Origin of the sequence: Bauldia sp. (assembly GCF_020442045.1) — a bacterium.
In the GTDB taxonomy this organism is placed as follows: Bacteria; Pseudomonadota; Alphaproteobacteria; order Rhizobiales; family Kaistiaceae; genus Bauldia.
Genome location: NZ_JAGRLA010000057.1, coordinates 1 through 5,766, shown reverse-complemented (window position 1 = coordinate 5,766; position 5,766 = coordinate 1). Strand labels below are relative to the sequence as shown.

General features: G+C 64.2%; 5 protein-coding genes. 1 reads left to right on the top strand and 4 read right to left on the bottom strand.

Going from position 1 to position 5,766, the window contains the following annotated elements; translation table 11 throughout:
- The 3 genes from KDJ86_RS06480 to rpsL all read right to left on the bottom strand — a co-directional run.
- A partial coding sequence (locus KDJ86_RS06480) for a GTP-binding protein (protein WP_291744129.1) occupies nt 1-206 on the bottom strand: 206 nt, incomplete at its 3' end.
- 25 nt (nt 207-231) lie between these two features.
- On the bottom strand, nt 232-702 hold the full coding sequence (gene rpsG, locus KDJ86_RS06475) for a 30S ribosomal protein S7 (RefSeq protein ID WP_291744127.1): 471 nt from the start codon (nt 700-702) through the stop codon (nt 232-234).
- Between the two features lie 50 nt (nt 703-752).
- Nucleotides 753-1,124 carry a 30S ribosomal protein S12 gene (rpsL, locus tag KDJ86_RS06470; RefSeq protein ID WP_291744125.1) on the bottom strand — a complete coding sequence of 124 codons (372 nt, stop codon included), beginning with the start codon at nt 1,122-1,124 and terminating at the stop codon, nt 753-755.
- Nucleotides 1,125-1,581: 457 nt separating this feature from the next.
- On the opposite strand from rpsL, the gene KDJ86_RS06465 reads away from it, so the two are divergent.
- Nucleotides 1,582-2,736: an MFS transporter gene (locus KDJ86_RS06465; RefSeq protein WP_291744123.1), complete on the top strand. Its 1,155-nt coding sequence runs from the start codon at nt 1,582-1,584 to the stop codon at nt 2,734-2,736.
- Between the two features lie 96 nt (nt 2,737-2,832).
- On the opposite strand, the gene KDJ86_RS06460 is transcribed toward KDJ86_RS06465, so the two are convergent.
- Nucleotides 2,833-5,766 (bottom strand): DNA-directed RNA polymerase subunit beta' (locus tag KDJ86_RS06460; RefSeq protein WP_291744121.1); only part of this gene is annotated, 2,934 nt, incomplete at its 5' end.

Here is a 5,766-nt window from a genome sequence, read left to right as displayed (position 1 = left end):
GTCGTCGCGGCGGACGTGATGGTGATGCCGCGCTCCTGCTCCTGCTCCATCCAGTCCATGGTCGCGGCGCCGTCATGGACCTCACCGATCTTGTGGCTACGACCGGTATAGAAGAGGATCCGCTCGGTCGTCGTGGTCTTGCCGGCATCGATGTGAGCCATGATGCCGAAGTTGCGGTAGTCCTCGATCTTGTTGGTGCGCGCCATAGCCTGGGCCTCTAGTCGGAATGGGTTACCAGCGGTAATGCGAGAAGGCGCGGTTGGCTTCCGCCATCCGGTGCGTGTCTTCGCGCTTCTTCACCGCATTGCCGCGATTGTTGGCGGCATCGAGCAGCTCGCCCGAGAGCTTCTCGGTCATGGTCTTTTCGTTGCGCCCGCGGGCGGCCGAGAGCAGCCAGCGAATGGCCAGCGCCTGCCGCCGGTCGTGACGCACCTCGACCGGAACCTGATAGGTCGCACCGCCGACGCGCCGCGACCGCACCTCGATCGAGGGCATCACGTTGTCGAGCGCCTGGCGGAAAACGCCGAGCGGATCCTGCTTGGTCTTGTCCTCGATCACCTCGAACGCGCCATAGACGATGCGCTCGGCGACCGACTTCTTCCCCTGGATCATCACCGAGTTCATGAACTTGGTCACGATCTCGTTGTTGTATTTGGGGTCCGGAATGATCTCGCGCTTCTCAGCGCGGTGACGACGGGACATCGGGTAGCCTGCCTGTTTCCTAAGCCTTCACGACAAAAAACGACCCAAGATCACTTGGGCCGCTTTGCACCGTATTTTGAGCGTCTCTGACGGCGGTCTTTCACACCCTGGGTGTCGAGTACGCCGCGAATGATGTGATAGCGCACACCCGGAAGGTCTTTCACGCGGCCACCGCGGATCATCACGACCGAGTGTTCCTGCAGATTGTGGCCCTCGCCCGGAATGTAACCGATCACCTCGAACTGATTGGTCAGACGGACCTTCGCAACCTTGCGCAGCGCCGAGTTCGGCTTCTTCGGCGTCGTCGTATAGACGCGCGTGCAGACACCCCGCTTCTGCGGGCTCTCCTGCATCGCGGGCACCTTGTTGCGCTTCACCGGCGCGCGGCGCGGATTGCGGATAAGCTGGTTGATCGTCGGCATTGTCGGCCTTGATTGCAGGGGCCAGTCACCTGGCCCGTCTTCATCCCAAATCCCATGACGCGACAGGCGCCATGCCCGCCTCTGGCGGGTGGCGCCACGAAAAACAGAGGATCACGGCCGGGGCCGCGATCGTGTCATCCCGTACTAGCGTCGTTCTTCCGTTTCCGCGCAGCGTTTAGCGCTTCTTTATCCACGACTGGGCGTCGCCGGAACAAAAGCCCTACTGCCTGCCCGAAAGCGCGCGGAACCTATGCTTTCCGGTCATCATCGTCAACCCTGACCGGCAAAAAATCTTTCGCGGCGCAACGCCTCGAAAGATTTGCAAAGAAATCGGGTCGGAAAGGATGCAATCCCGCGGCCCTGACGGTATGAAGCGCAATCGAAGGCATAGCCGCAATGCGGCGCCGGATCCGTTGCGCACCACAAACCCGCCGCAGACCCACCGAAGCAACCGCCAATGGACACAATACACGAGCGGCAGCCCACCGGCGCGCGGCTCAACAGGGCCCGGATCGCCGTTTCGGTCGTCTTCTTTCTGGTCGGCATCGGCCCGGGCGTATGGGCCGTCCATATTCCGCTGATCAAGGAGCGGCTGGCGATCGATCCCGCGATCCTGGGTCTCGCACTCCTGACGATGGCAACCGGCGCGGTGGTATCGATGCCGCTTTCCGGCTGGATCGTCGGGCTCACCGGATCGCGAAAGCCTACGGCGGTCGCGGTGTTCGTCTATCTCGCGATCCTGCCTTTGCCGATCCTGGCCCCGGACGTGCTGCTCTTCTTCACGGCGCTCTTCTTCTTCGGGTTGCTCATTGGTGGCATAGACGTCCTCGCCAACGTCCAGGCATCCGAGGTGGAGGTTGCCCGGAAACGGCCGACAATGTCCTCGTTTCACGCCTTCTACTCGATCGGCGCGCTGTGCGGGGCCCTGATGGGGGCTTTTGTGATCTCGCAGGGCTGGGGTGACGGCAGGGGAGCCGTCGGAACGGCCGTCATCTGCATCATTCTGGCCGCCGTCGCCGTGCCGAGCCTGTATCCGAGCGAGCGCATAGTGAGCGAGGGCCCGCGCTTCGCCCTCCCCAGCAAGGCCGTCGTCGGCCTCGGCTTCATTGCCTTCCTTGCCTATGCTCTGGAAGGCGCCGTTACCGACTGGAGCGCCCTCTACCTCACCTCCGTCCGCGAGGCGACGCCGGAAACCGCCGCCATCGGCTTCGCCCTCTTCGCGCTCTCGATGTCGGGCCTCCGTCTCTTCGGGGACCCGATCGTGGCCCGATTCGGGGGACGTGCGGTGCTGGCCGGCGGCGGACTGCTCTCCGCCATCGGCCTTGGAATCGCCCTCGCATCTCCGTGGCCGCTGATCGGCGCGATCGGTTTCGGCATGGTTGGGATCGGCGTCGCAAACGTGGTGCCGGTGGTTTTCAGCGCCGGAGCACGAACCCCCGGCGTCTCGGCGGGCATGGGCGTCGCGGCGGTCGCCACGATGGGCTATGTCGGCTTCCTCTTCGCGCCGCCGATCCTGGGCTTCGTCGGCCACGAATACGGCCTCTCGGCCTCTCTCGGCCTCGTTCTGGTCATGGCACTCGCAATCGCCGTGCTCGGCTTCCGGCTGAGATAGGCTGGCGCATCCCGTCGCCGTCCGCCTCCCGTACGGCGCTGAAACGAAAAAGGCCGCCCCGAAGGGCGGCCTTTGATCTTTCGCTTCGTCCGTTGCCTATTCGGCGGCGCCGGTCAGTTCGACCACGTCCTCGATTTCCTCGCCGCCCGACAACGACGCCGTGCGGCGGCGCTCCTCGACGATCAACTCGTCGCGGTGGGTGGCAACCTGCCGGATGCGGTTGATGGAGCCGCCGGTACCGGCGGGGATCAGGCGACCGACGATGATGTTCTCCTTCAGGCCCTCGAGCGGATCGACCTTGCCGTTGACCGCCGCCTCGGTGAGAACGCGGGTGGTCTCCTGGAAGGACGCGGCCGAGAAGAAGGACCGCGTCTGCAGGCTCGCCTTGGTGATGCCGAGCAGCACCGGAACACCGACAGCCGGCTGCTTGCCCTCCTCGATCGCGCGGTCGTTGGCGATCTCGTAGTCGAGGGTGTCGATCTGTTCGCCCGGGAACATGTCGGTGTCACCGGATTCGACGATCTCGACCTTCTGCAGCATCTGCCGGACGATCACCTCGATATGCTTGTCGTTGATCGTCACGCCCTGGAGCCGGTAGACCTCCTGGATCTCGTTGACGAGATACGCGGCAAGCGCCTCGATCCCCTTGATCGCCAGGATGTCGTGGGGCGCGGGATTGCCTTCGACGATGTAATCGCCCTTCTCGACCGTATCGCCCTCCTGGAGATGGAAGGGCTTGCCCTTCGCGATGAGATACTCGACCGGCTCGACGCCCTCCTCCTCCGGCTCGAGGATGATCCGGCGCTTGTTCTTGTAGTCGCGGCCGAATTTGATCGTGCCGTCGATCTCCGCGATGATCGCATGATCCTTCGGACGCCGCGCCTCGAAGAGCTCGGCGACACGCGGCAGACCACCGGTGATGTCACGGGTCTTGGCGCTCTCCATCGGGATACGGGCGAGTACGTCGCCGGCATGGACTTCCGCGCCGGCGTCGACCGAGAGGATCGCATCGACCGAAAGCATGTAGCGCGCTTCGGTGCCACGCGAGGTCTTCTTGATCTTGCCGTCCTTGCCCTTGATGACGATCGCAGGCTTGAGATCGCCGCCACGCGGATTCGCACGCCAGTCGGTGACGACACGCTTGGTGATGCCGGTCGACTCGTCGGCCGTTTCGGAGACCGAAATACGGTCGACCAGGTCCTCGAAGCCGACGATGCCGCCGACTTCTGTGAGGACCGGACGGGTATAGGGGTCCCATTCCGCCAGCCGCTGGCCGCGCTTCACCGTATCGCCCTCGTCGACGTGCAGGCGCGAGCCGTAGGTGATGCGGTTGACCGACCGCTCGGTTCCGTCGCTGTCGACGATGGCGATTTGCATCGTCCGTCCCATGGCGACCAGACGGCCCTCGGAATCGCGCACGAGGTTGCGGTTACGGATATGCACCGTGCCCTCGAAATTCGACTCCATGGTCGACTGGTCGACCACCTGCGCCGTTCCGCCGATGTGGAACGTGCGCATGGTGAGCTGGGTGCCCGGCTCGCCGATCGACTGGGCCGCGATGACACCGACCGCCTCGCCCATATTGACCGGCGTACCGCGAGCGAGGTCGCGGCCGTAGCATTTGCCGCAAACGCCGTTCTTGGTCTCGCAGGTCAGCACCGAGCGGATGCGGAAGGCCTGGACCTTCGCATTCTCGATCGCCTCGACGTGACGCTCGTCGATCAATGTCCCGGCCGGGATGATGACCTCGCCGGTCGCCGGCGCGATGACGTCCTCGGCGGCCGTGCGGCCGAGGACGCGCTGGCCGAGCGTCGCAACGATCTGGCCGGAATCGATGACGGCCTGCATCTTCAGGCCGGCCGTCGTGCCGCAATCCTGCTCGGTGATGATGCAGTCCTGGGCGACATCGACCAGACGCCGGGTCAGATAGCCGGAGTTGGCGGTCTTCAACGCCGTGTCCGCGAGGCCCTTGCGGGCGCCGTGGGTGGAGTTGAAGTACTCGAGCACCGAGAGGCCTTCCTTGAAGTTCGAGATGATCGGCGTCTCGATGATCTCGCCCGACGGCTTGGCCATCAGGCCGCGCATGCCGGCCAGCTGCTTCATCTGCTGGGGCGAACCACGCGCGCCCGAGTGGGACATCATGTAGATCGAGTTCATCTGCTTCTGGCGGCCGGTATCGTCCTTCTCGACCGCCTGAATGCGCTTCATCATCTCGTCGGCGACCCGATCGGTGCACTTCGCCCAGGCATCGACGACCTTGTTGTACTTCTCACCCTGGGTGATCAGGCCGTCGTTGTACTGCTGCTCGTATTCCTTCGCGAGCTGCTGGGTCTCCTCGACGAACTTATGCTTGGTGTCCGGGATCACCATGTCGTCCTTGCCGAAGGAGATGCCGGCCTTGAACGCGCGGGTGAAGCCGAGCTGCATGACGCGGTCGCAGAAGATGACCGTCTCCTTCTGACCGCAATGCCGGTAGACGGCGTCGATCATGTTGGAGATCTCCTTCTTGGTCATCAGCTTGTTGACCAGGTCGAAGGAAAGGTTCGGGTTCTTCGGCAGCAGCGCGCCGAGCATCAGACGGCCCGGCGTGGTCTCGTAGATGTTCGAAACCTCGTTACCGTCGTGATCGACAGAGCGGAATCGCCCGCGCACCTTGGCGTGCAGCGTCGTCGCGCCGGCGGCGAGCGCATGCTCGATCTCGCCGACATCGCCAAAGGCAGACCCCTCGCCCGGCTCTCCGTCCGCCATGATCGACAGATAGTAGAGGCCGAGGACGATGTCCTGCGACGGAACGATGATCGGCTGGCCGTTGGCCGGGTGCAGGATGTTGTTGGTCGACATCATCAGCACGCGGGCCTCGAGCTGCGCCTCGAGCGACAGCGGCACATGGACCGCCATCTGGTCACCGTCGAAGTCGGCGTTGAAGGCCGCGCAGACCAGCGGGTGAAGCTGGATCGCCTTGCCCTCGATCAGCACCGGCTCGAAGGCCTGGATGCCGAGGCGGTGGAGCGTCGGCGCGCGATTGAGCAG